The organism is Synechocystis sp. PCC 7509 (assembly GCF_000332075.2).
Classification (GTDB): Bacteria; Cyanobacteriota; Cyanobacteriia; order Cyanobacteriales; family Chroococcidiopsidaceae; genus Aliterella.
Map to the genome: position 1 here is coordinate 1,949,050 of NZ_ALVU02000001.1, position 25,926 is coordinate 1,974,975.

26 protein-coding genes are annotated in these 25,926 nt (G+C 41.0%); 15 read left to right on the forward strand and 11 right to left on the reverse strand.

Features of this window, described 5'->3' with window-relative positions; translation table 11 throughout:
- Positions 1-8 precede the first annotated feature (8 nt).
- Positions 9-899, forward strand: a complete 891-nt coding sequence (locus SYN7509_RS0209990; RefSeq protein ID WP_009630128.1) for an alpha/beta fold hydrolase — start codon at positions 9-11, stop codon at positions 897-899.
- 3 nt (positions 900-902) lie between these two features.
- Here the strand turns inward: SYN7509_RS0209990 and SYN7509_RS0209995 are convergent, their stop codons facing one another.
- The gene (locus SYN7509_RS0209995; RefSeq protein ID WP_009630129.1) at positions 903-1,442 is read right to left on the reverse strand and encodes a DUF4330 domain-containing protein; all 540 of its coding nucleotides are present in this window, start codon (positions 1,440-1,442) and stop codon (positions 903-905) included.
- A 230-nt stretch (positions 1,443-1,672) separates the two neighbouring features.
- On the opposite strand from SYN7509_RS0209995, the gene SYN7509_RS0210000 reads away from it, so the two are divergent.
- Positions 1,673-2,461, forward strand: a complete 789-nt coding sequence (locus SYN7509_RS0210000; protein WP_227501489.1) for a M48 family metallopeptidase — start codon at positions 1,673-1,675, stop codon at positions 2,459-2,461.
- A 283-nt stretch (positions 2,462-2,744) separates the two neighbouring features.
- On the opposite strand, the gene SYN7509_RS30450 is transcribed toward SYN7509_RS0210000, so the two are convergent.
- Together SYN7509_RS30450 and SYN7509_RS31695 are read right to left on the reverse strand one after the other, a co-directional pair.
- Positions 2,745-3,155, reverse strand: coding sequence for a COG3415 family protein (locus SYN7509_RS30450; RefSeq protein ID WP_192819855.1), 411 nt, complete (start codon positions 3,153-3,155; stop codon positions 2,745-2,747).
- Complete coding sequence (locus SYN7509_RS31695) at positions 3,103-3,213, reverse strand: hypothetical protein (RefSeq protein ID WP_148297968.1); 111 nt, start codon at positions 3,211-3,213, stop codon at positions 3,103-3,105. The genes SYN7509_RS30450 and SYN7509_RS31695 overlap by 53 nt, the downstream gene beginning before the upstream one ends.
- A gap of 526 nt (positions 3,214-3,739) precedes the next feature.
- On the opposite strand from SYN7509_RS31695, the gene SYN7509_RS0210010 reads away from it, so the two are divergent.
- A complete protein-coding gene (locus tag SYN7509_RS0210010; RefSeq protein WP_028954229.1) occupies positions 3,740-5,083 on the forward strand; it encodes a ferredoxin reductase family protein in 1,344 nt (447 codons plus the stop codon).
- A gap of 13 nt (positions 5,084-5,096) precedes the next feature.
- Positions 5,097-5,240: a hypothetical protein gene (locus tag SYN7509_RS30455; protein ID WP_009631803.1), complete on the forward strand. Its 144-nt coding sequence runs from the start codon at positions 5,097-5,099 to the stop codon at positions 5,238-5,240.
- A 108-nt stretch (positions 5,241-5,348) separates the two neighbouring features.
- On the opposite strand, the gene SYN7509_RS0210015 is transcribed toward SYN7509_RS30455, so the two are convergent.
- The 3 genes from SYN7509_RS0210015 to SYN7509_RS0210025 all read right to left on the reverse strand — a co-directional run bounded on the left by SYN7509_RS0210015 (position 5,349) and on the right by SYN7509_RS0210025 (position 7,215).
- Positions 5,349-5,777, reverse strand: a complete 429-nt coding sequence (locus tag SYN7509_RS0210015; RefSeq protein ID WP_009631802.1) for an NUDIX hydrolase — start codon at positions 5,775-5,777, stop codon at positions 5,349-5,351.
- 2 nt (positions 5,778-5,779) lie between these two features.
- The gene (locus tag SYN7509_RS0210020) at positions 5,780-6,238 is read right to left on the reverse strand and encodes a DUF3531 family protein (protein ID WP_009631801.1); all 459 of its coding nucleotides are present in this window, start codon (positions 6,236-6,238) and stop codon (positions 5,780-5,782) included.
- A 74-nt stretch (positions 6,239-6,312) separates the two neighbouring features.
- On the reverse strand, positions 6,313-7,215 hold the full coding sequence (locus SYN7509_RS0210025) for a Sll0314/Alr1548 family TPR repeat-containing protein (RefSeq protein ID WP_009631800.1): 903 nt from the start codon (positions 7,213-7,215) through the stop codon (positions 6,313-6,315).
- 126 nt (positions 7,216-7,341) lie between these two features.
- Here SYN7509_RS0210025 and SYN7509_RS0210030 point away from each other — a divergent pair, with 126 nt between their 5' ends.
- Together SYN7509_RS0210030 and rsmG are read left to right on the forward strand one after the other, a co-directional pair.
- A complete protein-coding gene (locus SYN7509_RS0210030) occupies positions 7,342-7,995 on the forward strand; it encodes an ABC transporter ATP-binding protein (protein WP_009631799.1) in 654 nt (217 codons plus the stop codon).
- Complete coding sequence (gene rsmG / locus SYN7509_RS0210035) at positions 7,988-8,656, forward strand: 16S rRNA (guanine(527)-N(7))-methyltransferase RsmG (RefSeq protein WP_009631798.1); 669 nt, start codon at positions 7,988-7,990, stop codon at positions 8,654-8,656. Before SYN7509_RS0210030 ends, rsmG begins: the two co-directional genes overlap by 8 nt.
- Here the strand turns inward: rsmG and SYN7509_RS0210040 are convergent.
- On the reverse strand, positions 8,648-9,622 hold the full coding sequence (locus SYN7509_RS0210040; protein WP_009631797.1) for a GntR family transcriptional regulator: 975 nt from the start codon (positions 9,620-9,622) through the stop codon (positions 8,648-8,650). The two genes, rsmG and SYN7509_RS0210040, sit on opposite strands and share 9 nt — an antisense overlap.
- Positions 9,623-9,968: 346 nt before the next feature.
- Between SYN7509_RS0210040 and SYN7509_RS0210050 the strand changes: the two genes are divergently transcribed.
- Entirely contained in the window at positions 9,969-10,868 is a 900-nt protein-coding gene (locus tag SYN7509_RS0210050; RefSeq protein ID WP_009631796.1) for a S1 RNA-binding domain-containing protein, read from the forward strand.
- Between the two features lie 39 nt (positions 10,869-10,907).
- Here the strand turns inward: SYN7509_RS0210050 and SYN7509_RS0210055 are convergent, their stop codons facing one another.
- Entirely contained in the window at positions 10,908-12,248 is a 1,341-nt protein-coding gene (locus SYN7509_RS0210055) for a Mur ligase family protein (protein ID WP_009631795.1), read from the reverse strand.
- Positions 12,249-12,362: 114 nt separating this feature from the next.
- Here SYN7509_RS0210055 and SYN7509_RS0210060 point away from each other — a divergent pair, with 114 nt between their 5' ends.
- The 4 genes from SYN7509_RS0210060 to SYN7509_RS0210075 all read left to right on the forward strand — a co-directional run bounded on the left by SYN7509_RS0210060 (position 12,363) and on the right by SYN7509_RS0210075 (position 16,791).
- A complete protein-coding gene (locus SYN7509_RS0210060) occupies positions 12,363-13,367 on the forward strand; it encodes an alpha/beta hydrolase (RefSeq protein ID WP_009631794.1) in 1,005 nt (334 codons plus the stop codon).
- A gap of 23 nt (positions 13,368-13,390) precedes the next feature.
- The gene (locus SYN7509_RS0210065; protein WP_009631793.1) at positions 13,391-14,389 is read left to right on the forward strand and encodes a zinc-dependent alcohol dehydrogenase family protein; all 999 of its coding nucleotides are present in this window, start codon (positions 13,391-13,393) and stop codon (positions 14,387-14,389) included.
- Entirely contained in the window at positions 14,380-16,536 is a 2,157-nt protein-coding gene (locus SYN7509_RS0210070) for a helix-hairpin-helix domain-containing protein (protein WP_009631792.1), read from the forward strand. Before SYN7509_RS0210065 ends, SYN7509_RS0210070 begins: the two co-directional genes overlap by 10 nt.
- 75 nt (positions 16,537-16,611) lie before the next feature.
- The gene (locus SYN7509_RS0210075) at positions 16,612-16,791 is read left to right on the forward strand and encodes a hypothetical protein (RefSeq protein WP_009631791.1); all 180 of its coding nucleotides are present in this window, start codon (positions 16,612-16,614) and stop codon (positions 16,789-16,791) included.
- A 252-nt stretch (positions 16,792-17,043) separates the two neighbouring features.
- Here SYN7509_RS0210075 and SYN7509_RS0210085 read toward each other — a convergent pair whose 3' ends face one another.
- The 3 genes from SYN7509_RS0210085 to ilvN all read right to left on the reverse strand — a co-directional run bounded on the left by SYN7509_RS0210085 (position 17,044) and on the right by ilvN (position 18,566).
- Entirely contained in the window at positions 17,044-17,313 is a 270-nt protein-coding gene (locus SYN7509_RS0210085; RefSeq protein ID WP_009631790.1) for a hypothetical protein, read from the reverse strand.
- A gap of 112 nt (positions 17,314-17,425) precedes the next feature.
- Positions 17,426-18,010, reverse strand: a complete 585-nt coding sequence (locus SYN7509_RS0210090; protein WP_009631789.1) for a Uma2 family endonuclease — start codon at positions 18,008-18,010, stop codon at positions 17,426-17,428.
- A 37-nt stretch (positions 18,011-18,047) separates the two neighbouring features.
- Positions 18,048-18,566 (reverse strand): acetolactate synthase small subunit, encoded by a 519-nt coding sequence (gene ilvN, locus SYN7509_RS0210095; protein ID WP_009631788.1) that lies wholly within the window; start codon positions 18,564-18,566, stop codon positions 18,048-18,050.
- Positions 18,567-18,761: 195 nt separating this feature from the next.
- On the opposite strand from ilvN, the gene SYN7509_RS0210100 reads away from it, so the two are divergent.
- The 4 genes from SYN7509_RS0210100 (at position 18,762) to SYN7509_RS0210115 (ending at position 25,875) form a co-directional block, all read left to right on the forward strand.
- Positions 18,762-19,118: a BON domain-containing protein gene (locus SYN7509_RS0210100; RefSeq protein ID WP_009631787.1), complete on the forward strand. Its 357-nt coding sequence runs from the start codon at positions 18,762-18,764 to the stop codon at positions 19,116-19,118.
- 298 nt (positions 19,119-19,416) lie between these two features.
- Positions 19,417-25,110, forward strand: coding sequence for an alpha-2-macroglobulin family protein (locus SYN7509_RS0210105; protein WP_009631786.1), 5,694 nt, complete (start codon positions 19,417-19,419; stop codon positions 25,108-25,110).
- Position 25,111: 1 nt separating this feature from the next.
- Complete coding sequence (locus tag SYN7509_RS0210110; RefSeq protein ID WP_009631785.1) at positions 25,112-25,312, forward strand: hypothetical protein; 201 nt, start codon at positions 25,112-25,114, stop codon at positions 25,310-25,312.
- Positions 25,309-25,875: a Uma2 family endonuclease gene (locus tag SYN7509_RS0210115; RefSeq protein WP_009631784.1), complete on the forward strand. Its 567-nt coding sequence runs from the start codon at positions 25,309-25,311 to the stop codon at positions 25,873-25,875. Before SYN7509_RS0210110 ends, SYN7509_RS0210115 begins: the two co-directional genes overlap by 4 nt.
- The last annotated feature ends 51 nt before the right edge of the window (positions 25,876-25,926 follow it).

Here is a 25,926-nt window from a genome sequence, read left to right on the forward strand (position 1 = left end):
GTGCGTCAATGTTTCAGCCGCTAGGATTTGAGCAAAATTCTGTACTAACTTCTTTAGGCAGAATGGCATACTATGCCAACACTGGGATACCTTGGATCTGTCACCCATCGGCGGAAACTTTAGTATTTTTGCACGGCTTTGGTGGTGGATCTTCGGCTTACGAATGGTCTAAAGTTTATCCAGCTTTTGCCAGTGAGTACAAAATTATCGCGCCGGATTTGATTGGTTGGGGCAATTCCGAGCATCCTGAACGCAATTATCAAATTGACGATTATCTAACTACCATTGGCGAATTTTTAGCCCAAGTTTCGAGCATTCCTGTAACCGTAGTAGCTTCATCGTTGACCGCAGCTTTGACAATTAGAGTTGCGATCGCCCGTCCTGAGTTATTTAAGTCATTAATTCTGACTACTCCGGCGGGACTTTCGGACTTTGGCGCTGATTACTCGCGCAGTTTCTTTGCTCAGTTAATTAGTACGCCAATTCTCGACCGCCTACTTTATAGCGCGGGTGTTGCTACAAGTAACGGCATCCGTAGCTTTTTAGAACAACGGCAATTTGCTTGTTCTAACCGAGTTTACGAGGAAATTGTCGATGCTTACCTAGAATCAGCCAAACAACCCAACGCCGAATATGCGGCGCTGTCTTTTGTGCGCGGCGACTTGTGTTTCGATTTATCTACTTATATTTCACAGCTAACTATTCCTACAGCCATTATTTGGGGGAAAAAGTCTCAATTTACAGAATCCCAAATAGGTGAGCGTTTTGCTACCATCAATCCCCAAGCAATTAAAATTTTTCAGCAAATAGAGGATGTAGGGCTTACACCTCAACTTGAATTACCCGCCGTTACAATTGGTTTAATCCGCCGATTTTTAACTTTATTAGCAGAGAGCTAGTTATTAAACTTTGCCGTCTATGATGCGGACATCGATGACCGTAGCATTGAAGTTGTAATTAAAACCTTCAAGTTCAATGGGATTACCAATTTTTATCTTACTATTACTGATTACCGGCCCATCGGGTCTAATTGTTGCCTTACCTTTTAAGGTTAAAAGCATATCGGTACTATATTGATTTGGTCTAGGATCTGTGTACTCTTTCAAAGAGCCATCAGGTTGAGCTACTAATATCGTTCTGGGTAACTCCTGAATAGACTTAATTTCTAGGTTTCCATGGGGTTGATTGCGGATAACAATGTTGGTTTTGCCGCCTTTAGTAAATCCATTGGTAAATAGTTGTTCTGGATCTTTGATATTCAACCCCCGCACTACTAAATCTACTTCGACAGGTTTAGTAGATTCGTTCACTTGAGCCACCGAACCCGAAGTGCCAGGATATAAAAAGATACCGATTAAAACTAAGACAATTACTAAAACAGCACCCAAATCGAGCAAATTTATTTTGCCAAATAAACGACCTTGAGAATCCAAAATAGCCATGTAAATTTTTTTAAATAACAGCAACAACGATTCGATCTGGTGTCAGCTTATCATAGCTGGGACAAGGAGAAAACGTCGGTTGAAGGTGGAGCTTTGGCTAAAAAACTATGATTAATTGCAACAAATACCTGTTCGTACCGTCTATTTATAGATATGTCCTCCTTTCATAATTCTGTTGTATGTTGAAGTTTTTTTCTTTATCTGGTCGTTCGCGACGCTGGTTTTACCCAATGGTATCTGTGTTTATTGCCTTGGGTATTACTGTAAGCTCAGTTTTGCCATCTCAAGCCATTTCTGTATTCGATTTGCTGCGCCAGGGAGTGCAGATATTTCAGTTATCAAACATTTCCGATCGCCAAGAGGTGCAACTTGGTACGCAAATTGACCAGCAGCTAAAGCGCGAGGTGCGGATTTATCGAAATCAAGACATAACTTCTTATGTAGAGCAAATTGGTAGACGACTAGCGAGGGCAAGCGATCGCCCCAATCTACCCTATACTTTCCAAGTAGTAGACGATAAGGGCGTTAATGCTTTTGCAACGGCGGGTGGTTTTGTTTATGTCAATACAGGTTTGCTAAGAATGGCAGACAATGAAGCAGAACTTGCTAGTGTAATGGCGCACGAAATCGGGCATATCACAGGTAAGCATTTAGTCGAGCAAATGCGGGAAAGTGCTTTAGCTCAAGGTGTCTCGCAAGCGGCGGGTTTAGATCGTAACGCGGCGGTGCAAATTGGGGTAGATTTGGCGCTGCGTCGTCCTAATAGTCGTAAAGATGAATTAGAAGCCGATCAAGTAGGACTAAGAAATTTAAGACGAGCGGGTTATGCTGAGTCGGGGATGGTTTCGTTTATGAAAAAGCTGCTCCGCTCTGGTTCTACGCCTACGTTTTTGAGTACACACCCAGCCACGCGCGATCGCATTGCGGCTTTAGAACGCGCGATTGATCCCCAAAGAGCAAATGTAGGTATTGGTTTAAATAGCAATGCTTACAAGTCTCAAATTCGCGCTCTAAGTTAAGGTGATTTTTATAGGTGCAAGCTAGATAAGCCTGCACCATTTTTTTTGTTCTGTTGTCAAACTTTTTACCTAATATTAGAGGTTGGGTTTTCGCCTTTGTAAGAGTTTGGTGGTGGAAATTTAATCTTAGAATCGCTGCTGATCTAGGACTGAACGCGTTGCCTAAACAGTAATATGTAAAGTATCAGACTGTAATTAGCCTACTTTGATTTTAGCGATGCAGATTGAAAATTTTGCCATGGCGATCGCACTTTACCTCATACCAATTCTTTATAAAGCTGCGCTAAATAAAGCTTCGAGAATGAAGTCGTAAGAAGTTAGAGAAGCAATAGTTTCTGGTGTAATTGTTCCTAACACCTGAGTCAACTTCTGCCGCAGTTGAGTTAGATTCTGGGTGTTGTTTTAAACTTCGAGGGCGAGGAACTTTGAGTTTGGCTCTTAGGGAGTAACAAACAAGTTGATAGACTGTTTTATATGCAATGACTAATCCTAACTCCTTTTGAATCCATTGTTGGATTTGACCATAGCTCTCAAACCCTTCCACCTCCTGCAATCGTTGTTTGAGACGTTCCCAGGCTAACCCGCGAACGATTCCCACTTTCCCCGGTGGCGACAAGACTTCCAACAAACTTTTTAGCCCATCATCTTTGTATTTTCGAGCGCCATCGAGTAATCGTTGCTTGATCTCTCCCAAGCAATGAAGCTAGTTCTTTTCTACTGCTTACTTGTCCGCTTTTGAGCAAGTAGAGCATTTGTAATCTGTCCTTACTACTTGCTGTCCGAACCTATTTGAGATTTTTCTCTAACTTTTCTCGGCTTTCAGCTATCTCTACTTGGAATGGACGACCCATAACTTTTATCCTTCTCCACCTACTTATTCCCTTTTAGCGCATCTTTATACAGAATTCGTATAAGTAATTGGTAGATATCTAGAGTTATACGTGCAAAGTTAAAATTTTATAAAAAATACAAGTTAAATTTACTAATAATTCAGTATTTTCACTGATACAACCTATGTTTTATTGTCTTATATAACTAAATTTCAGTAGTTGACTGGTGGCAAAATCGAGCTTGCCAACATATTATGATGTTACAAATTTTGCCAACAACCCTCTGTAGAACTACAGATACAAGAAATTAAATGACCGAATAACTTTACAATCGCAAGCATTTTAGAGCGAGTCAAAAAGTTAAGCTTGCTAAACCAAGAAAGGACTCAGGAAAGAAGATTCTTTGCTAGAGATCCTATTAGTGAGTGCATCAACCATTAAAGAAAAAATGAGAAGCTTATTAGTAAGAAATCCTATTGCCATAGGAGTATTCTGGGTAATTGTATATTTGGTAATTGTTCTGTTACCACTATTGATTTTACTTTTATACCCCCCCGCAGCTAACGTAGGACGGGGTTTTTGGCTAGACTTTTCTGTTGCTCTCGGTTTCATCGGCTTGGCAATGATGGCAATGCAATTTGCTTTGACGGCTAGAATTCGCCTCATTGAAGCTTCCTATGGGATTGACTTGATTTTACAGTTTCACCGCTATACCTCAGTAGTTGCCTTTTTATTTATCTTGGTTCACCCAATAATTTTATTTATTGATAATCCAAAAACTTTGCAACTATTAAATTTTTTTCACGCTCCTTGGCGAGCTAGAGCGGCAGTTATTGCTACTTTGGCACTGATATTAATGGTAGTGACTTCCATCGGACGCAAACGCCTGAAAATTCCCTACGAGCCTTGGTGCATGGCTCATGGCATCTTAGCGACGGTTTCTGTGGGCTTTGGTTTAAGTCATGCCCTGGGTGTGGGTCACTATTTAGGACTATTTTGGGAGCGAACTGTATGGATTGGGATAGTTCTCATCACCTTGTGGCTGCTGGTGTACGTCAGGCTGGTTAAGCCCTTGTTTATGCTCAGAAAACCTTACTTAGTAGAAGCCGTAATTCCCCAACGAGGCGATGTTTGGAATTTAGTTTTACAACCTAGAGGTCATGTTGGGATACATTTCCAACCCGGTCAATTTGCTTGGATTACACTGCAAATTTCTCCATTCCGCATGAGAGAACATCCTTTTTCCATAGTTTCTAGTGCGGAACGACCCGAACGAATAGAATTTGGGATTAAAGCTGTAGGAGATTTCACCAAAACAATCAAAGATGTTGCACCAGGTACTAAAGCCTTCGTAGACGGGCCTTATGGAGTTTTTATGACAGACCGCTATGAAGATTCAGCAGGATTTGTTTTTATTGCTGGAGGTATTGGTATTACGCCAATTTTGAGTATGTTGGTTACTTTGGCGGATCGTCATGACGAACGCCCGCTCCACTTAATTTATGGGAGTAAAACATGGGGAAACATCACCTATCGACAAGAATTATCAGCGCTCACCGATAAATTAGACCTAACAATTGTCTATGTTTTGCGAAATCCACCCAAGGATTGGTCGGGAGAGACTGGCTACATCGATAAGCAGCTACTGCAAAGATATTTACCTAAACGTCCAGCAACCCGTAATTATTTTATTTGCGCTGTCCCTAAAATGATGGATCAAATAGAACTCGCTTTACATGAGTCGGGAGTACCCGTTACTCACGTCCACTTAGAACACTTCAATCTTGTATAACCAGGTTAATATTATGCGATACAGTATTATGCTTCAGTCAGTAGTAACAATTACCTTGATTTTTCTAAGTAGTGCGGCGATGTTTGCTTGGTTGCAATGTCGTCCAGGAACAGAGGGAATAGTGATGAATAAAGTTTCTTTTCGATCTAACTATTAATTAGTTGGATTAACTTTGTCAAACCCATTACAGCGTCTAATTACAAAAAACTTGCGCTTTATAATAAACAGTAGTTGCGATCGCCATAAAGTGCGATCGCATTTATTTTTAGATAAACTCTAAAAATGGTTCTGGGACTAATAATAGTTCCCCCAATTTAAACCGAGAAACATCTACCCATAGAGCGGTTTTTTGCCGCTTACCTTCGGCAAAAACTAAGCTTTCCAACTCGTAAAACTTAGAATCAACAAAATCGCCCTGATAAACCTGTAGTAGTTCGTGACCTTGTTTACCATTAAAAGTAAATAGGTTTTCTAAGCATCCTAAGTAAGAAATATTGGTTAATTGCGCTTGAATTTCCTCTTGAAATTCTCGCTTTAGAGCTTCAAGACTGGTTTCGCCAAAATCTACCCCACCACCCATGGCGCGGTAAAAAGTTTGCTGTTTGACTGGATCGTAGCCTTGGGAAATAAAAATGCGATTGTCTTTTTTAATCAATCCCAAAGCCAAAACTCGAATTTGTCCTTCAACGTGCATACTTAGTTGTTGTAATCGTAAATAGATTCTGGGCGGCTTTCGCTATCTTCTACCGTCCAATCAGCATTTTCACCGCCAATATACAATTGCTCCATCGGTAGATATTCTCGATCTAGTTGAGTTAGGCAATTAATCAAAATATCGAGAGCGATCGCGTCACTTGTCCCCAAATCAAACCAGCACCGCGCCCAAGTCCCTTGATACTCAAAAGCTCCCATATTGTGCATCAATGACATTAAGCTATCATCCGCCCGACGATCGTCATAGTTCATGTAGCTAATATCTAGTCCTTCATCTTGAACTTGGAGATTTTCAGCGTTAAATGCTCCGAGTTTGCCAAGATAAAACCAAGAATTAAAGGCTTCTTCTAAATATTTTTTTTCCATTTCCGAGGGAACGGTACTAAATTCTACCCAGATCCACAAGTCAAAAGGATTAAATTCTCGAAACTGTATTTGCATTTTGGGGAATGGGTAATTGGTAAGAAAATTATCACACTACTTTCAGTAATGCCGAAAAATTTTAGTTGTTCTACTTATCTAGGGTTAGTTAGGCGACTAACAGCTTTGCCGCGTTCGCGTTCAATTTGTTTAACTAAGTTAGGGAGAAGTTGAGCTTTTTTAGCGATCACTTTATCAAAGTTTTGCAATGACTCTTTCAGTATTGATACATTATTTTGTGCTTTGCTTTGCTCGGCAAGAATTTGGGCTTTGAGATAAAACAATTCTGGGTTATTGGGCGTTGCTTCTATGGCTCGATTTACTGCTGCTAATGCGTCGCTGTACTGCTCCAAATCTCGGTAGCCAATTGCTAAACCGCGATCGGCTAAATACTTAGGTGCAGCTAATTTTTCTAAGCGCTCTATTGCTTGATCGGGACTAGAAAAAGGCAAGTTGACCGCTAACATTAAATCCATATAACCGCGTATCAAATTGATCTCAGGATCGTTCGCCGAAACTGATTGTGCTTTGTCTAAGTATTCGTACACTAAGCGCAATTTGGTTAAGGCTTCGGGAGCGCCCTTAACTGTACCATCACGAGCTAAAACCGATGCGCCTTGAAAAAAATAACCTACCGCCGTATACAAGTTTCCCCGCAAGGGATCAGTACTAATTAATTGTTTAGCCGTTTCTAAGGTTTTATTACCGTACAAATTAAACGAAGTTAAATCTTTATTTGAACCATAAGCTAAAGATGCTTGCATGGCGTAGGCTAAAGGCTCGTTTGGTTCGCTGGTTTCAGCTTGTTTAAGATAATCTTGGGCGGCGGTGTAATTACCATCTTGAAATACAGCTTTAAAAGCCGCTTCAGTGCGATCGCCGATCGGATGGCGGTTTGCTGTCCGAAAAGGATCGGCAGCCCAAGTGGGGTTACTTAGGAGGCTAAGGGTGAGTGCGGCGGTGGGCGCGATCGCTGCCAAAAATTGATACTTTTTCATCTGCAAAATTTTTTTTAAGGTCACTGTCTACTAATTTAAGAGGTCTAGGACAACAAAACTGCGACTAGAAAGCGCGGAAGTAGCGTTTATTCGCCACAATTGATTTATAGCTAATTTTTTATCTAAATGCTTTATCTCAAAAATTTGACCTATCACCCACCAGCTAGTCCTACAGCTATTTTAAAAGCGGTTAACTTGGAACTTGCACCAAAACAACTAGGATTAGTCGTAGGGGCGAGTGGTTCGGGCAAAAGTACCTTACTAGAAATTTTGGCGGGGCTAGTTGAAACTACATCAGGTAATATTTTGTGGCGCGAACAAGAATTAATTGCCGAACAGTTGCAACAGTTGGCTGGCTTGGTATTTCAGTTTCCCGAACGCCATTTTTGCGGGAGTACAATTTTAGAGGAGTTGCGTTTAGGACATCCAGAATTAGGAACTGAGCGAGTCCAGCAGGCTTTACAAGCAGTGGGGTTAGAGGCATTGTCTATTCATACCTCACCCCAGGCTTTGAGCGGCGGTCAGCAGCGCCGTTTAGCTTTGGCTGTACAATTAATCCGTCAGCCCCCTTTGTTACTGTTAGATGAGCCGACAGCAGGCTTAGATTGGTCGATGCGTCGGCAATTGGTGGGTTTGCTGGCAAAACTCAAACAAGATTGGACGTTATTAATTGTGACTCACGATGCTGGGGATTTATTGGCAATTAGCGATCGCACTTGGAACTTAGATCACGGTGAGTTGCGTACTCTATCTGCCGTTGGCGGCAAGCAAAATGTCTAGTTTATTACCAGAAATGAGCGATTTATGGCTTAAAACCATAAATTGGCAACCAAACGAGCTACAGCAATCCCAGTTTCAACAGCTTTACGAACTGGTAATTGAAGGCAACAGTCAATTTAACTTAACGCGAATTACCGAGCCAACAGAATTTTGGGAAAAACACTTATGGGATTCGTTGCGGGGAGTTGTGCCATTTCTGACGCTTGAAAAGCAAAAAATAATTGATATTGGTACGGGTGCAGGGTTTCCCGGCTTGCCAATGGCGATTTCTTTTCCAGAAACTGCGATAACTTTAGTTGATTCTACCCGTAAAAAAATTACTTTTATAGATGGGTTGCTGGAGGAATTAAATATTTCCAATGCTTTAGCAGTCACTTCTAGAGCCGAAGCTTTGAACAAACTTCCCCAGTATAAAAACGTTTACGATTTGGCTACAGTTCGGGCTGTTGGTTCGGCGGCCATTTGTGCGGAATATGCTTTACCCTTGGTTAAACCGGGAGGAATGGCGGTACTTTATCGGGGGAATTGGACGGAAGCAGAGCAAGAGGATTTAGTTAAGGCGATCGCACTTTTAAATGGAGAAATTGCGACGATAGAGAGTTTTACAACGCCCATTAGTCAAAGCATCCGCCACTGCATTTATTTAAAGAAGCTATCCTAAACCAAGTTCGCGTTTGAGCAAATCAATGGACTTTGTACCGACAAAGTTTTCGCAACAAATTAGCTGGGGGGGACGAATGATGTCTTCTCTAACAGCTTGGACTGCGGACTTGAGCGTGGCGAAACTAGGGCGATCGCAAATAATGACTTGAGCGCTTTTGACAATCGCATTTAGCTTGTAAGCGTCGCCTACTTGGGCTGTAAGTACCAGCAATTCACTCCCGCGCAAACTATGAATAATCACCTCCGCCGAGCGTAGCAATCCCGAACTAAGGCTAACAACGCCTACACAGCTATCTTTGGCAAGTTTTTTGAGAAGTTTGATTTCTTGTTCGTAGTCATAAATATCAATGGGAATAACGCGCACAGATTTCAGCGCCGCGATTTCTTCAGCTTGTCCGATAAAATACCTAGTCGTTACAACTGTACCTGCAAGCTCTACTAAATTAGTTAGTTCTTCTAAAGATACTAACTGTACGGGTATTTTTAAAGATTGTTCCAATTCTTCCACAATCAATTTACCTGCACCAATATCATCGCTTGGCACTGTAACTATAACCTGGGCAATCGATCTCAATCGCCAATCAATTTCGGCGGAAAATAGTTCCCGTGCTTGGTTTAGAGAACAACCTTGCTGCAAGAGTTGGTCTAAACACAGTTGCACAATTTTATCGGCTTGGGGATATTGCTCAAGGAGAGGAATTAGGGAGGGGTTGCGCTGGATAGTTTGAGCGCGGACGTAAATACCTGAACCAGCGACACTTTCAACTAACCCATCTTCTTCAAGATGGCGATACACCTTGCTGATTGTATTGCGATGTAGACCTGTTTGCATTGCCAAAGCTCTTGTACTAGGTAAGCGATGACCAGGGGAAAATTGCCTTGAAGCGATCGCATAGCGAATTTGATTCAACAATTGAGTTGAGGAGGGAATTTCGCTATCGGGCTGAATCTGAAATTGAACCATGTTTTGATCGAGGTATAAACCGATTGCACAATCGGGATAAATCAGTAGGGAACAAGAAATTTTTACAGCTTTTGTTAACGTTTTAGAACAACTTGCGGATTGAGGCTGATGTTGCTTATCTTACAGGCGATCGCTCTCACCGGTGAAAGTGCATTGGATTATTTCGCGCGCGATCGCCTTTGCTACAGTTTTTTTGGGCGACCCACAGGTTAGTTATACTAAAAGCGGATGCTTGACAGCACTTGTCAAAGAGTTGTTTCAACAGCATTTGCCCTACTAAGTTTTTGCGCTTAAATATAAGATCGGCAAATCAATTTCTGCCCTTACTGCCCCACGAGCTAATGTTATGAATTCTAAATCAAAATCTACGACCGCCAACGAATCAGCATTTTCAATGGATGATTTTGCTAAAGCCCTGGAACAACAGGATTTTCAGTTTCAAAATGGGCAAACTATTAAGGGCAAAGTGTTTCAGTATGAAAATAATGGCGCTTATGTAGATATTGGGGGTAAGTCGGCGGCTTTTATTCCTACAGAAGAAGTTTCTTTGCGCCCGGTAACAGATTTGAGTGAATCTTTGCCATTGCAGGAAGAATTAGAGTTTGTAATTATCAAGGAGCAAGACGCGGACGGTCAAGTTACTGTTTCTCGCCGCCAGCTAGAAGTTCAGCAAATTTGGCAACGTTTAACAGATATGCAAGAAAATAGCCAAACTTTGCAAGTGCGGGTAACCGGCGTAAATAAAGGCGGCGTGACGGTGGATGTGCAGGGAGTGCGGGGGTTTATTCCGCGATCGCACCTTTTGGAGCGCGATAATTTAGACAGCTTAAAAGGTCAAACTTTGAGCGCTAGTTTTTTAGAAGTCGATCTTAGTAACAACAAACTTGTACTTTCTAATCGCTTGGCTACTCGTTCTGCTAGTTTCAGTCAGCTAGAAATTGGTCAATTGGTAGAAGGGAAAATTACTGGCATTAAACCTTTTGGAATGTTTGTCGATTTGCAAGGGGTAAGCGGTTTGTTGCATATCAAGCAAATTAGCCAGAAATTTATTGAGTCTTTGACAACATTGTTTCAACCAGGACAAATAATTAAAGCCGTAATTATCGATCTTGACGAAGCCAAAGGGCGAATTTCTTTATCTACTAGAGTATTAGAAAGTTATCCCGGCGAGATGGTAGAAAAAATGGATGAAGTAATGGCAAAGGCGGAAGAACGCGCAAGTAAAGCCACCCCTGTAGCTGAATAGATTTAACGGAGTCATCGCTAAACTTTTAGCGATGATGTGTTAAAGAATTTTTCGTCCAGTCAATACTTCTCGCACTTCTAACATGGCGGAATAAGTAGGTAATATGTGCAAAGTTTCGTCGGCGGGAGTGTTTTCTAAAGCGATCGCAATTGCAGCTTTTAAATCTTCCTCAATAATTAGCTGTACGTTACCGTTCTCAATTTCTGGCTGACTGTAGCGTAAACGCAATGCCATATCGTAAACGCGATCGCCACTAATTACCAAAATACCGCCTTTTTCAACCAATGTTTCGGTGTCTACATCCCAAATCCAAGATACGTCTGTACCATCGGGAGTGCGATCGTTTAGGACTAATAGCTTAGTTTTTCCCCCAGCTTGGATGACGGCGCGGATAGTTTCATTCATCCCTACGGGGTTTTTGGATAACAAAATTAATACCCGCTTACCCTCAACTTCTAACACCTCAGCGCGTCCAAAAGCGGCTTGAAAGTTAGTAATACTCTCCGCGATCGTTGCCTCCTCTACCCCTAATTCCTGGGCGGCGAGAACAGCAGCAACGGTATTGTATTTGTTATATACGCCAATCAATATTTGCTGCCATTGGCTACTATCTATATCTAATTTTGGTTTGATAAAGTCGCAACTAGGGCATTGATAATCGCCTAAGTGAGACAAATAAACTCCAGCATAGTTGAGTAAATGACCGCATTTAGGGCAGTATATAGAGTCTACAGCGTGGGGAATTTCGTCTAAATACTCTTTTGGTTCATTTAAGCCAAAATATCGTACTTTCTGGGGCAATTGTTGACCCATAGAGGCAAGAGTAGGATCGTCTGCATTGGCAATTATTACGGTTTGTGAAGGTAAAAGTGCGATCGCCTCTCCCCATCGTTTGCTAATTGTATCTACTTCTCCGTACCGATCTAGCTGATCTCGAAATAGATTCAAACACATAATTAGACGCGGTTGAATTGGCTGCAATACTCGACGCAATATGTTTTCGTCTACTTCCAAAATTGCGAAGTCTGCGTTTAAAGTCCCTAGGAGGTTGGTATCTTCTAGTAGCGCCGTCATTAGACCATTTTCTAGGTTTGCACCCGCCGTATTGTGGGTAACTTTCCAGCCTTGGCGCTCTAACATAGTCTTTAGCAGCAAAGATGTGGTAGTTTTGCCGTTTGTACCTGCAACTAAAATTACGCCTTGTTTTACCTGACAACTTAGAAGCTGTAAAAGCCTGGGTTGTATGCGCCGCGAGATTTCCCCTGGTAATACACTAGCCGCGCCTAAACGGAAAAGTCGCACGCCAAAGGTTACGGTTTTGGCTATGGATACTGCAAGCCCTAGTTTTAGCCTATCTACCAGTTTAATTTTTTTGCCCACTACTCATACCTTTACTTTTGGCTTGCACTCATATATACCGCAAAGTTTCTAGTCTCGCAAAACTTCCGCTTCGTCAAAGTGTTATTTTATTGCACGTAGGTACTAATTTAATTTATGCAAGCATTACAATCTTGGACAAACCATTATCAAGACTTATTTGATAATGACGCAATTCGAGCCGGGAATTATCCCGAAATTATGTATCATGGGAAACCTAAGCAAAATGCGATCGTTTTGGTGCATGGTTTAACCGATTCGCCTTATTTTATGAAAGCGATCGCCAAAAGGTTTTATGCTATGGGCTTTAATGTTCTGTTACCTTTGCTACCTGGGCATGGTTTAAAAATTCCCGATAGTCAAATAGATACAGTAACATTTTCCCAATGGCTTGACGAAGTAAATTTTGCCATTGATTGTGCTACAGGTTTGGGTGAGCAAATTTCTATTGGTGGTTTGTCGGCGGGAGCAAATCTTGCTACTTATAAAGCTATTACAGATTCACAACATATAAACGGCGCATTGTTTTTGTTTGCGGGCGCTTTAGATATTCACGATCCGATTGAAAATGTTTTAAGATTTGATGGGTTTTTAAAGGTTGCTTCTTATATTCAAGTCAATAGAAATAGAGATGTAATCGATTTGCTTAAAGATGCTTTTAATAAAGAAGATGCTATTAAAAAAGAGCATAAAAAAGTCAAAGTTCCTCCAAACTTACAAAGGCAATCTAAAGATATTTGGGCAATTGGCGATAATCCTTATCGTTATGTAGAAATGACGTTAAATGGTGCGGGACAATTAGCCGATTTAATTAAACAAACTGAGGATTTGTATAAAGATAAAGCCAAGTACAGCGATATTATTCAGCCTGTGTTTGCGGCTCATTCGGAGGCAGATATAGCCGCAGGTATAGCAGAAATTGAACTATTAATTAAAAATCATCCTTGTACGGGTGAAAAAACAGAATTTTTCCGCATTGAAAAAAACTTAAATGTTTCTCATCCAAGTATTGTGTTAGAAAAAGACATTGAAGCTGATAATAAGGTTTTAGAAAAAAGTAATCCCGTTTTCAACGAAATGATGGATTGTGTAGAAGCTTTTGTAAATAAGCATTTGAAATAAATATTACCAAAACTAGAAAACAAATGAAAGTAATTTTAATGACCGCAACAGGAAACCCGGAAGTTTTAAAAGTTGGAGAATTACCAGAACCAGTTATAGAAAAACCTACAGAAATGTTAGTGCGTCTTAAAGCGGCGGGGGTAAATCCTGTAGATACAAAATTGCGGAGTAAAGGAACTTTTTATCCAGAAAATCAGCAGGCTATTTTAGGTTGCGATGGTGCGGGAATAATCGAAGCTATTGGTACAAATGTCACCAAGTTTAAAGTAGGAGATGAAGTTTATTTTTGTGATGGTGGATTGGGAGGTAAACGCGGCAATTATGCTCAAAAAACGGTAGTAGATGAAAAGTTTGTAGCACGTAAACCTAAGTCAATTTCTTTCACTGAAGCGGCGGCGGCTCCTTTAGTATTAATTACAGCCTGGGAAGCTTTGTGCGATCGCGCTTTATTGCAATTAGACCAAAAAGTATTAATCCATGCTGGTGCGGGGGGTGTTGGTCATGTAGCGATTCAATTGGCCAAGCTACATAAAGCTAAAGTATGTACGACGGTGGGAGATGAAGAAAAAGCTAGTTTTACTCAGCAATTGGGCGCAGATAAGACTATTTTGTACAAAGAAACCGATTTTATCCAAGCTACTCTAGATTGGACAGACGGATTGGGGGTAGATATTGGGTTTGATACGGTGGGAGGAGAAATTTTTGGACGTACTTTCGCCGCTACAAAAATCTATGGGGATGTGGTGACAATATTAGACGCTGATGCTAGTACCGATTGGAAAACAGCGCGATCGCGCAACCTGAGAATTAGCTACGAATTGATGCTAATACCAATGTTACAAGGGCTAGTAGCGGCGCAACAACACCAAGCAGATATTTTGAGTCAGTGTGCAGATTTGATGGATGCAGGAAAGCTCAAAATCCATGTAAGCAAGGTGTTTCCGCTATCCCAAGCCGTTGCAGCGCATCGGTTGTTAGAAACGGGATCTGTTACTGGAAAAATTGTCTTGCAATGCGATTAATCAAGCAAGTAGCGATCGCACTATTAATCCTATTACTAATATTACCTCAACCAGTATGGGCAGCTTTGGCGCAATTAGATAGAACAGTTTTAACTTTAGAATTGCTAAGTGCGCGAGTAAAAACCCCTGTATTAAGCGGTGGTATCCTCACCATTGATTTACAGCACTTTATTATCGATTTACGCCCGGAAAATGCTGGTTTTCGCGCCAATTTTGAGCAAATTTTACAAGCAGGGTTGCAAAGAGCGGGATCTAGTCCTTTGGGTTTAGATTTGAGTTATTCTCTGATTCAAGGGGATTTTGTGGGGACTAATTTGGGATTAAAGTCGCCCTTATACGGACAAGCTTTAGCGCCAATATTTACACCTATTGAACAAACACAATTGCAACGCGATCGCCGTCGTTACGCTCAATTAAGTCAACTCTCTATGTCTTTATTGGGTTCAAAAACCGCTACACCTGCCCAAATTAGCGTATTTCGTGGCGGTTTGAAGCTAGTACAAACTCGTTTTAGTGGTGAGGCAAATTTTACTAATACCTTTTTTCTTCAACCAGTGGATGCTTCGGGAGCGATATTTGCCCAAAACGCCAATTGGACGGAAACGCGATTTAGTCGCAATGTCAGCTTTGCAGGGGCGAGTTTTCGCAAACAAGGAATTTTTCGGGGGAGTATTTTCTTTGCTGCGGCGGGTTTTAATCAAGCTCAATTTCAAGAAACGGCGATTTTTAGCGGTGCTACTTTTGAAGATACGGGCAATTTCAATCAAGCAAGTTTTAATGGACAGGCTAGATTTAACCGGATGCAGTGGCGGGGAAATGCCGATTTTTCTCAAGTTAGCTTTGCAAATCGAGCCTTATTTACAAAAAATCGCTTCTATAAATCTTTGTTTCTTACTGAAGCAACTTTTAATCAAGCTGTCTCTTTTCGAGAAACGCAATTTGATCGCGCGGTAAACTTACGCGGTGCGAGTATCCTTAATCAAGCAGATTTTAGCGATGCAGCTTTTGCCAATTCTTCTGCTTATTTAAACGTATCCGATCTTAGTTTTGACGCAGAAGCCGCCAAAATCCTCGGAAATCCGGGACAAATTGGCAGCGCGATTCAAGTACCAATATTGCAAGGTAACGAAAATGTATTGCGAAATCTAATTCAAAACTTTCGGCAATTGCAGCAAATAGGCGATGCTAATCAGTTAGATTACACCACTCAAAAACTGCGCCGCGATGAATTATTGCAGAGATTGTCGGGGATTAATATTAATACAGCAAGTTCTGACACCTTGATAAAACTAGGGTTTTCGCCTGTTCAAGTACAGGCAATTTCTCAATATCGTTTAAGTCAACCTTTCCGCAATCTAAGCGAAGTTTTGAGCTTAGACCAAATTGATCTCAATACTTATATTAAAGTACGCGATCGCCTGGTAGCAACTTCTCCCATTTCCTCGGCGGAATGGATATTATTAGCTTGGCAATGGTTGGCTTTAGGTTTATTGCTGCTACTTAGCCGTTATGGTACGAGTTTTTGGTTAGTGTTTGGGGTGGGAACAATTGCGATCGCGCAATTTGGGTTAATATTTTGGCTAATTGATCGTTGGCGACGACTGCAACCCCAAAAGATTTTACCCACAGTTTACGAAACTAGCTGCGTACTCAGCAGTTTTTGCTTATTAGTGCTGTTTGGATTAATTGCTATTTTTCGCACCTCCACCCAACCATTTTTAACTTTAGCCTGTGTAGAAGCGATCGTTCTACCAATTCCGTTAGTTTTAGTTGCTAGACTCTACCAAAAAGGACGCTATCACGACTTGATGAATAGCAGTTATTTTGTCGAAGATGGCAGTATGCGGCAATTAAGATTATTAATTGGTAGATTGCCAGTAATGCCGCGCTTTCCGCTATTTCGAGAACGTTATATGCCTGTATTGTGGGAAAATCGCTGGAATTGGTTAAATTACTACGATTTTAGTTTAAATAACTTGCTGAAATTAGGTTTTAATGATATCCGTTTGCGAGATGAACATTTACCAGGAATTGTCACGACTCTTGCTTGGTATCAATGGGTGATTGGTTTGCTTTATTTAACGTTGCTGCTATGGACTTTATCGCGCACAATTCCAGGGTTAAATTTGCTGATTTATCTTAAATAAGTTGATGCAACATACAAGTTGCCTGGAGACACGGGATAATAATAGTACGTAAGTTTAAAAGAGATTAGCTGAGAAATGGAATTAACAGAAATTGAAACCAGTTTGAGATTAATCTTACAAATATGCGAGAAAAATACTACAGACATTTCTAAGCTAATTCGCACTATAGACAGAATTGCTCAAATTCAACTAGCGCAGTCGAGAGATATCGCGCACCTTACAGATTACATTGAGCGCGAAAGTAATGAAGGTTAGTTAGCATGGATTATTGAATTGAAGCCAGAAATAAAAGCCTGATTGCTGACTTTGGCGATCGCTCAAAGCGTTTCTGTAGAAAATTTGCCAGAAATGCTAATTGAAAACTGCCTTGTGTGGTTGAACCAACAACAAGCGCGATCGCCTACCAGATCCCAAAAATAAACTAGCTGTAATTGAAGCATTGGGAAAAAGCCCTTCATTAGCTCAAGCGCCTTCCCTGTCAGAAAATGCGATCGCGCGTGAAAGCATTTACAGCCGATACACTTTTTTATCTACAAATTCAACACACAAAACTAATTCACCTTCTAGCGCCTGAATGAGAGTTTTAAGCGTGTGATTCTTGCAGGTTTCGGGATGCTCTATAGCCTTATTAACGGTACTAAGATACCTATTACCAATGTCTCGCTCAGTCTTTCTATTATCAGGATCAATAATTTTTCCGTAGGCGATCGCTAGATGATAGGGCGATATTTCTAATTCTTCCATTCGCCCCTTAATAATTTCTTTCAGCTCCTTCATAATTGTTACCGTTACTCTGTATCTTCATTATGCTACAGATTGCCCAATGAATTATTTGATACTAACAGAGAGATTTTAAAAATACTCTCTTAGCTTTTTCTCCTAAGCCTTTCTATGCTGACAAAACCTGCGCTGCTGTCAAGGTAAGCACTGAGAAAGCCCGTGAGATAATCCGTTCGCTACTTCTATATTCAGTTAAGTTATAACGTCCATCATTTAATAATAAAACTGAAACTAATTTATCGCGTCCGTCTACAATCCAATACTCAGGAATACCTAGACGCTGGTACTCATCCACCTTAGTTACATAGTCATCTTCACTGTTGGTTGATACCACTTCTACTACTAAAATAGGTGGGATAAGTAGCACTGCTGCGGTTGTTCTATTCGCTTTAAGGGATAACCAAGCTTCGGATGTTGTCACGCAAATATCAGGAGTACGCGAATAGTCTCTACCTGTTACCGACGATTTGCCGATGTAGACTCCAACTTTATCTGATGCTTTCATCGAGAGATTATTTCTATAGATTTCGGCTCTAAATATCTCTAAAAGCAAATCAATTTTATCGGCGTGGTCAGCACTTGGCAATGGAACCACTACAATAGCCCCATCAACAAGCTCGTAACGGTTATCTGTCCCGTCATCATAGGTAAGGTAATTTTCTATAGTTAAGTTGACAGTAGAAGTTTGGGGCATTTCTATAGCTCCATTAAAGCGATCGCACTTTCTATATTTACACCTTAGCTTGCAAAGACTTCAGCAACTCTGTATTTACTCCCGATTCGCGGGTAAGAGCAATTTTTCCAGTCCGGGCAATTTCTTGTAACCCAAACTTTTCTAGTACTTGCACGATCGCTACCATTTTACCGGGATCGCCCACTACTTCCAATGTTAGCGAGTCTTCGGCTACATCTACTACTCGCGCCCGAAATATTTGCGCTAATCCCACAATTTCCGAACGGTTGGCGCTACTGGCGTTTACTTTCAATAGCATCAATTCTCGCTCTACACAAGGAATCTCGGTAATATCTTGGACTTTTATCACGTTTACGAGCTTGTATAGTTGTTTTGTCAACTGCTCAATAATCTGCTCGTCACCGGGTACAACCATTGTAATTCGAGACATTCCCCCTTGTTCGGCGGCTCCTACGGCTAGGCTTTCGATATTGAAACCACGACGGGCAAATAAACCAGCAATGCGGGAAAGAACCCCGGATTCATCTTCTACTAAAACTGATAATGTGTGTTTCACGGCTATTAAGGCTTGATGGATGGGCGAGCGCGTACCGCTAACTTCTGTTCAAGCAGCACCGTTTTAGCACTTTATTCTAGCTCGATTGCGCCACAAACAGCAGAAAAAATAAAGCTTATCTCTTGATAGATAGATGTAGAAACAGCATAAATTATGCTTATTTAAAGTTGTGTATATAAAAGAGAACAAATAACTATGGGTTGGTTAAAACGCTTGTTTGGCATGGAAAAGCCGCAAAATGCTCCGTCTTATGCTCCACAACAACAATCTGCGCCTCAAGCTCAAGCTGCGCCTACAGAATCTATTCCTCCTGAACGCATGGGACTTAGCGGGGAATATGACCAAAGTGGACTAGCCAAGCGTGTAGCTTTGGAGTTTGATGAGGAGCCAGATTTAGACGATATTGATACTATCTATGTTGCTCAAACTGGCAGTGTTGTTGTTTTGAAAGGTAAAGCACCCAATCAACAAATTCTCAATAAAATGGTTTCTGTGGCTCAAAGGGTTAATGGTGCAACAGAAGTAAATAGCGAGCAAGTAGAAATAGCTTAACTTCTGCACCAGAAGTCCTGCTTACAACGTTACTGCACATTTTTGGTATAGCCATCCTGTTTGAGTTATGAACTATGGATAGCTCCCAACCCCCAATTGGAGGTGACGCAGAAGTATTGTCCCCAAAAAATGGGGGTTAGGGAGCAAAACTGTCTCGTTTTCAAGGGCTGATTTAGGATTACTTTGTACTCCCAGAATTTCATTTTATTCTCATGCTTAATTAAGGAACTTTGCGATCGCACCAATTAGTCTATTTGTAGGCTTTAATCGATTAGGTGTGTGGTAACAGAGAAGAATTATGCGAGCTATTTTTAAACGTGGGATACAGGTCTTATTAGCGGTTTTTATCCTGCTAGGAGTAGCAAGCTGTAATGTTGCTAATCTCTCTGGAAACGAGCCTTTACCAATGGTTTCGGCTTTACCATCGCCTCAATTACCAGACTGGATTGAACAAATTAGTCCGGTGGGAGAAAGTGAAGTGCGAAGTCAAATTCGCATTAGATTTAAAGATGCTTTAATTCCTGTTGAAAGTATTGATAGTCCCAATCAGCAGCAAATTTTAGAGAAAATCGCAATTTTTCCACCTTTAAAGGGGCAATTTCGTTTTCTTACTCCTCGGCTGGTTGGTTTTCAATCCGAATCGGCGCTTCCCAAAGCTACGCGAGTACAGGTAACTCTTAAAGCGGGACTTGCAGACTTAAAAAATCACCGTTTAGAACAAGATTTAGCCTGGACTTTTAATACAGAAGCAATTAAATTAACTAATTTACCGGGAATGACGGAAAGTGGCGAAGTTGAACCCATTGATATCAAACCCAATCTAAAACTTACCTCAAATGTAGAATTAGATATTAATAGTCTCAAAGAGCGTCTAAAGCTGATTAATGAAGGGGGAAAAGAAAATATTTCCTTTGACGTTACTTTGGATGAGCAGGATAAATCTGCATATATCGAACCAGAAAATAAATTTGATCCCTCTACTCGCAATTGGATTTATAGCTTAAAACCTCGCCAAACTCTCACTAAAGCGACGACTTATCGCTGGGAAGCAGCTTCGGGTTTGCGTCCGTTAAATGGCAATTTACCTAGTACAATGCCTTTTACAAGTAAGGTTGTAACCTACGCACCGCTTACTTTTGAGAAGCTTAATTTTATTGGACAACCGGATTCTGGCGGTACTTCTGGACGTTTTACGACGGGTAGCGCTCAGTTGCAATTTAATAATCCTTTAGTAGCATCATCTAGTGAAGATATTAGCGTTACTCCCGCACCGAAGAAAACTCCGCGATTAGTACAAGTTTATGAAAACGATCGGATTGTCAACCTTAATCCTTATGCAATAGAACCTGAAACTACTTATACAATTACTCTTGGCGCTAATGTTAAAGATACTTTTGGGCAAACTTTAGGTAAACCCGTAACAGTAAAATATCAAACGGGAGATTTAGCAGGAGATATCTGGATTCCCTCCGACTTAAATATTTTTCCCTCTGGTAAGGATTTACAACTAAATATCTCGACAATCAATCTGCCAGAATCAAGATACAAAGCGGCTTATCAAGTAGTGCAACCTACGGATTTAGTTTATGCTGATTCTGCTTACCCACAAGGGGAAGGTAAGGATTTACTCCCAACTCCTGATAATTGGCAGAGTTTTAAAGTATCTGGTAAGAAAAATCAATATAAGGACATTGCTGTACCTTTAAAAGAAAAACTCAGCGCAGCTACGGGAATGTTGGCTTATGGAGTGCAAGCACGAACTAATAGCTATCAGGATGTTGGTAAGCAAAAATGGCGTGACTCTACTAATTATGGATTGGTACAGTTAACTAATTTAGGAGTTTTTGCCCAGTGGTTTCCCGATTCTGGGATAGTACGAGTACATCACCTTAGCGATGGTGCGGTAGTTAGCGATGCAAGTGTAGAGATTTATCAATCTAAGTTAGAAGCAAAATCTAGAACTTTACCTCAACCTTGTGCGATCGCTCAAACCGACATAACAGGTACAGTATTATTCAATCGCCAAGCTTTACAGCAATGTTACACCAGTTCTGAAGACGCGCCCAAGTTACTAGCGATCATACGGGAATCAAATGACTGGGCTTTTGCTCGTTCTTCTGAGTATAGCGGTGCTTACGACTTTGGTATAGATGCAGGTTGGGATAGTGGTAAACCCCAATCTAGAGGGATAGTTTTTTCTGATAGACAGTTGTACCAACCCGGCGAAAAAGCTTGGTTTACGGGGATGGCGTACCATTTACAAAATGGCGCACTAAGACAAGATAAAAATACTGTTTATAAAGTAACGCTAGAAGATCCTGAAGGTAAGAAGACAGATTTGGGTAGTCAGACAACTAACGAATTTGGGACATTTTCTTTAGAATATGCGATCGCACCTAACAAAGCTTTGGGTTACTATAATATTCAAGCAAAATCCAGCAACGGAGCGGAAATAACCGGAGATTTTCGGATTGCTCAGTTTAAACCGCCGAATTTTAAAGTTGATCTCACTCTAGATAAAGATTTCGTTGCTATTGGCGAAAAAGTAACCGCAAATGCTAGTAGTAGTTACTTATTTGGTTCTCCCGTAGAAGGAGGAAAAGTTCAATATTACGTCACTCGTCAGCAAACAGATTTTACACCCCAAAAGTGGGATAAATTCTCTTTTGGGCGCAAGTGGTTTTGGCCCGAAGAAGCGCCAGAAATTACAACTGATGTATTGCAATCAGAGCAAATACTTGATAACGCAGGTAAAAGCAGCCAAATTGTCCCCGTCGCTAAAGATGTACCTTATCCGATGAGTTACAGGGTAGACGCGCAAGTTACAGATGTTTCTAATCTATCGGTAGCTAATTCAAAGACTTTTACTGTATTACCGAGCGAAGCCTTGATTGGTTTGCAGAGTAATTTTGTCACTGATGCGGGTAAAACATTACCTGTACAAGTAATTGTCACCGATAACGCCGGAAATGCGATCGCTGGAAAATCTGTAAGTTTGGAATTGCAACAAATTATCTATAGCAGCGTGACTCAAGTTATAGAAGGCAGCCAAACCCCTAAAAATCAAGTAGAGTACAAAACTGTAGAAAAAACCAAAATAACCTCAGCACAGACCCCGCAAACCGTCTCTCTAACGCCTTCTGAATCTGGCTCTTATCGTATTCAAGCTAATTTTGCGGATGCCAAAAATGATGTCACTGCAACAGATACGCAGATATGGGCGGCGGGAAATAGTCCGGTAGACTGGGGGAATAAATATCGCAATAATCGCTTAGAACTGCGTTTAGATAAGGAAACCTACAAACCTGGAGAAACTGCAACAGTTTTAATCCAATCTCCTTACCCAGAAGGAGAGTTGCATTTTGCCATTATTCGCCACAATTTTATTGAGCGTCGTATAGTTCCTGTTATTGGCGCTGCACCACAAATTCAGTTTCAAGTTACCGCAGATATGCTCCCTAATGCAGCAGTGGAGGCGGTTTTAGTCCGTCAAGGCGAACCGTTGGCGCAAGTAGAACCAGGGAAATTAGATAAATTAGTTAGAGTTGGGTTTGCACCGTTTAAAACTAATTTGGATGATAAATATTTAAACGTGCAAGCAAAGGCTACTAATCAAAGCTTACAACCAGGCGCAGAACAAACCCTACAGTTAGAAATGATGGATAGGGAAAATAAACCTATCCAAGGACAATTTACTGTCATGGTGGTAAACGAAGCTGTATTGCAACTAAGCGGCTATAGAGTACCCGATTTAGTATCAACAGTATATGCAGAGCAACCAATTTCTACCAGATTTGCCGATAATCGCCCAGATGTAGTCTTACAACCGCTTTCTTCACCCTTACAAAAAGGTTGGGGTTATGGCGGTGGTTTATCGAATAGTGCTGCAAGCACACGCATTAGAGAGAATTTTCAAGCTTTAGCTTACTACAACGGCTCAGTTTTAACCGATGCAGAAGGAAAAGCTAATATAACTTTTAAATTGCCAGATAATTTGACCACTTGGCGAGTAATGGTAGTTGCTACCGATGGAAATCTGAATTTTGGCAACGGTGAGACAACATTTATAACTACCAAACCTTTGCTAACTAATCCAGTATTACCGCAATTTGTGCGCCCAGGAGATCGCTTTGAGGGTGGTTTATCAGTTACAAACAATACAGGACAATCTGCAAACCTAGCTATAAAAGGCAATCTTTCCGGGGGAGTTGGATTTGCAAACAATTCTGGTAGCCAAAATATTGCATCAGAAACAGGTACTCGCGCTTACCGTTTCCCAATGGTGGCAAATACCACAGGTAATACTCAAGTCCAATTTACAACGCAACTAAATAATGAAACTGATGCTTTTAACGTTCCTTTAGATGTCAGACAGCTAAAAGTAACAGAACAAGTTGTAGAAACTGGAGTAACCGATAAACAAGTCAAGATTCCGCTAAACATAGCCAAAAATGTTGTCAACGACACGGGAGGCTTAGAAATTTCGGTTGCAAGTACGCTAATTGCTCAAATAACCGCTCCCGCAAAACAAGTTTTAGGTGATGACGAGTTACCATTTTTAGAACCTGCGGCAAGTAAACTTGCGATCGCATCTAACTTGACATACTTAAGCCAAACTTACAACCAAAAACTTGCAGACTTCAATCCCCAACAGCAAGCAAGCCAAGCATTAGCAAGATTACAAACTCTCCAAAAACCCGACGGTGGTTTTGCTTCTTTTCCCAATCAAGAACTTTCCGATCCTTTTGTTTCAGCTTACGCGGCGCAAAGTTTGGCGCAAGCTATAGAAGTTGGAATACCAGTAAATTCAGCAATGGTTAGCCGTTTAGAGAGTTATTTAGCTAAACTCCTCGCTAATCCTAGTCAATACGATTATTGCAAACAACAATTATGTAAAAATCAGTTGCGTCTAGAAGCCTTGATAGCTTTAGGAAACAAACGCACAGACTTTTTAGCAGATATCTACGAATATAGAAGCAATTTTGATTATGTTACCCAAATCAAACTAGCACGTTATCTTTCGCAGTTTCCCCAATGGCAAGAAGAATTTAAAGTATTCTTTGACCAACTCCAAGAAACTGTTTCCCAAACCGGACGCAACGCCACCGTTAATTTACCGCCTAATTGGAAGTGGCTAAATTCGCCTACCACCGCTCAAGCTCAAGTATTACGCCTATTTGTTGCTCAAAAAAGCTCTCCAGAGGTGCTAGATCGAGTATTACAGGGACTTTTGAGCCTGCGACGAGGGGGAACTTGGTCAACGACTTACGACAACGCCGAGGCTCTAACAGCACTGGTAGAATACAGCCAAATTCAACCCCAACCCCAAAACTTGAAAGCTACGGTACAACTAGCAAACAAGCAATTAGGACAAGCGCAACTCACAAAAGATCGCCTTAGCTTAAACGTGCAAGTCCCAATAGCTAAATTACCGCGCGGAAAACAAGACCTAATTCTCAAAAAATCCGGTAAAGGCTTATTACATTACTTAGTTGCTTACCGCTATCGCCTCCAAGGAAATCAAAGCGGCGCTTTAAATGGTTTGCGCGTAGTGCGAGAAATACGCGCCGCTAATAATAACCAAATACTACGCCGCTTTGGACTATACGATACTAAAGAGCCGCTAAAAGTCAGCACCGGACAAGTGTTTGATATTGGCTTAGAAATTACTACCGACCATCCGGTAAATAATATAGTGATAACTGACCCCATTCCCGCAGGATTTGAGGCGGTAGATACAAGCTTTCAAACAGCAACTCCTTACTTTCAAGCGGGACAAGATAGTTGGGAAATTGACTATAAAAATATTTATAGCGATCGCATTGTGGCTTATAGCAACTCTTACAACGCTGGAGTGTATACCCTGCATTACTTAGTCCGCTCGGTTACTCCTGGTACATTCCTTTATCCCGGCGCAGAAGTACATTTACAATACGCACCAGAAGAATTTGGGCGATCGGCTGATTCTACCTTACAAATAGTGAGTAATTAATATGACAAAACCATTAATGCCAAGTCCATCTGTCGATCCACGCCTTTTAAGTAACTTGCGTCGCGCACGTTTAGAATTTGAGGAGTTAGGATTGCAACTAGAGAAAGTGATAGCTAGATTTGATGAGGAGATTCGTAAGCAAAAGTTAAAACGAATCCAAAAATCTTTAAGTCTTCTTGACGAAAAACGCGATCGCCTATGACTACTGCAATAGATCGATTACTTACTTTAGACGAGTTTTTAGAATTGCCTGAAACTAAGCCAGAGTTCGAGTTTATTGCCGGACGCATTTACCAAAAACCTATGCCTCAAGGCAAACATTCAAGGCTGCAACTCAAACTTTGCACTGCTATAAATCAAGTAACGGAAGAACAGCAAATTGCTCTAGCTTTTCCCAAATTGCGGTGTACTTTTGCAAGTCGCTCTATTGTACCCGATGTAACCGTATTTTCTCGGCAACGAATACCCTTTGACGCTGATGGAGAAATTGGAAATGTGTTTAAAATCTATCCAGATTGGACGATAGAAATTCTTTCACCCGACCAAAACGCCACTAAAGTTATTGGTAATATACTGCACTGTCTAAAACATGGCACTCAATTAGGATGGTTTATAGATCCTAGTGCAAAAATTGTCATAGTATTTCTCCCTAATCAGCAGCCTGTAGAGCTTACAGGACAAGATATACTACCTGTACCAAAGTTTCTAGACTTGCAATTAACTGTTGCTCAAATATTTGGTTGGCTTAAAGTTGGAAAGAATTAAAACGGCAGGTTGGGCTTTTATTTTGAATGCTCTACTTGTATCAGAATTTTC